1 protein-coding gene and 1 pseudogene are annotated in these 888 nt (G+C 47.7%); one reads left to right on the top strand and one right to left on the bottom strand.

Annotated elements, in window-relative coordinates; genetic code table 11:
• Positions 1-199 (top strand): annotated as a pseudogene (locus JWJ90_RS22780) (hypothetical protein); the annotation flags it as partial.
• Here the strand turns inward: JWJ90_RS22780 and JWJ90_RS22775 are convergent.
• On the bottom strand, positions 182-888 hold a 707-nt coding region (locus JWJ90_RS22775; RefSeq protein WP_275889174.1), incomplete at its 5' end, for a reverse transcriptase domain-containing protein. The pseudogene JWJ90_RS22780 and the gene JWJ90_RS22775 sit on opposite strands and share 18 nt — an antisense overlap.

Below are 888 nucleotides of genomic sequence, written 5' to 3'. Positions count from 1 at the left end.
ACGGATCACCAACAAAACGGAAATACCGCTCTTGAGCTGCGCTGATATTGCGGTAATTCTCAAGGCTACTTTGCCCCGACGAGACATTACGGAATCTGAAATGTTGGAGCAGTTGGAAAAGCGACACCGAAAACGACAGGCATCCATCGATTCTGCGTATAAAGCACAGAGTGAAGAGAAGTTATGCTCTGCCGGATGATCCCCAAAGTAGAATTACCTGCTCCAGGTTTTTCCCTGAATTTCGCCGAGTCAGTGATTTCACCTTGTCTTTGAAAAAACGCACCTTTCCAGCTTGAATACGAGTGTTCTTCGAGTGAATCATCACCCCAAGAAATTTTACTCCAAACCAACTGTGGCAAATATGCGTTTTCTCTCGATTCACAGTGAGTAATAACTCAACTTCCAGATAGCGGCTTGCCTGTTCCAAAGCATTTTGCGCACCACTTTTTGAACAGCACAGGATCAGGATATCATCCGCATAGCGGACAATACGATGCCCTCGTGCCTTCATAAACTGATCAAAGGCATCAAGGTACACGTTCGCAATCAGCGGGCTGATTACTCCACCTTGTGGGCTCCCAACTTCACTGGCTTGCCACCCTTCTCCTGTCATAACCCCGCTTTTCAGGATCAACCGCAACAATCCAAGGATGCTCCCATCTTTCACCCGCCGAGAAAATGCGTTTAGGATAAAATCATGATCCAGAGTGTCAAAGCACTTGGATAGATCCATATCCACAACCCATTTCCGATCGTACCTGCGGATGAACATACTCGCTTTGGTGATTGCCTGATGGCAACTCCGCCCAGGGCGGTACCCATAGCTTGATGGATGAAAACCAGGATCAAATATCGGCTGAAGGATGTCCAGCAGGGCCTGCTGAACCA

The sequence above is a fragment of the Desulfobulbus rhabdoformis genome (assembly GCF_016919065.1).
GTDB lineage: Bacteria > Desulfobacterota > Desulfobulbia > Desulfobulbales > Desulfobulbaceae > Desulfobulbus > Desulfobulbus rhabdoformis.
Note: the sequence above shows the minus strand (reverse complement) of the source record. Positions and strands in the feature narration are given on the sequence as shown.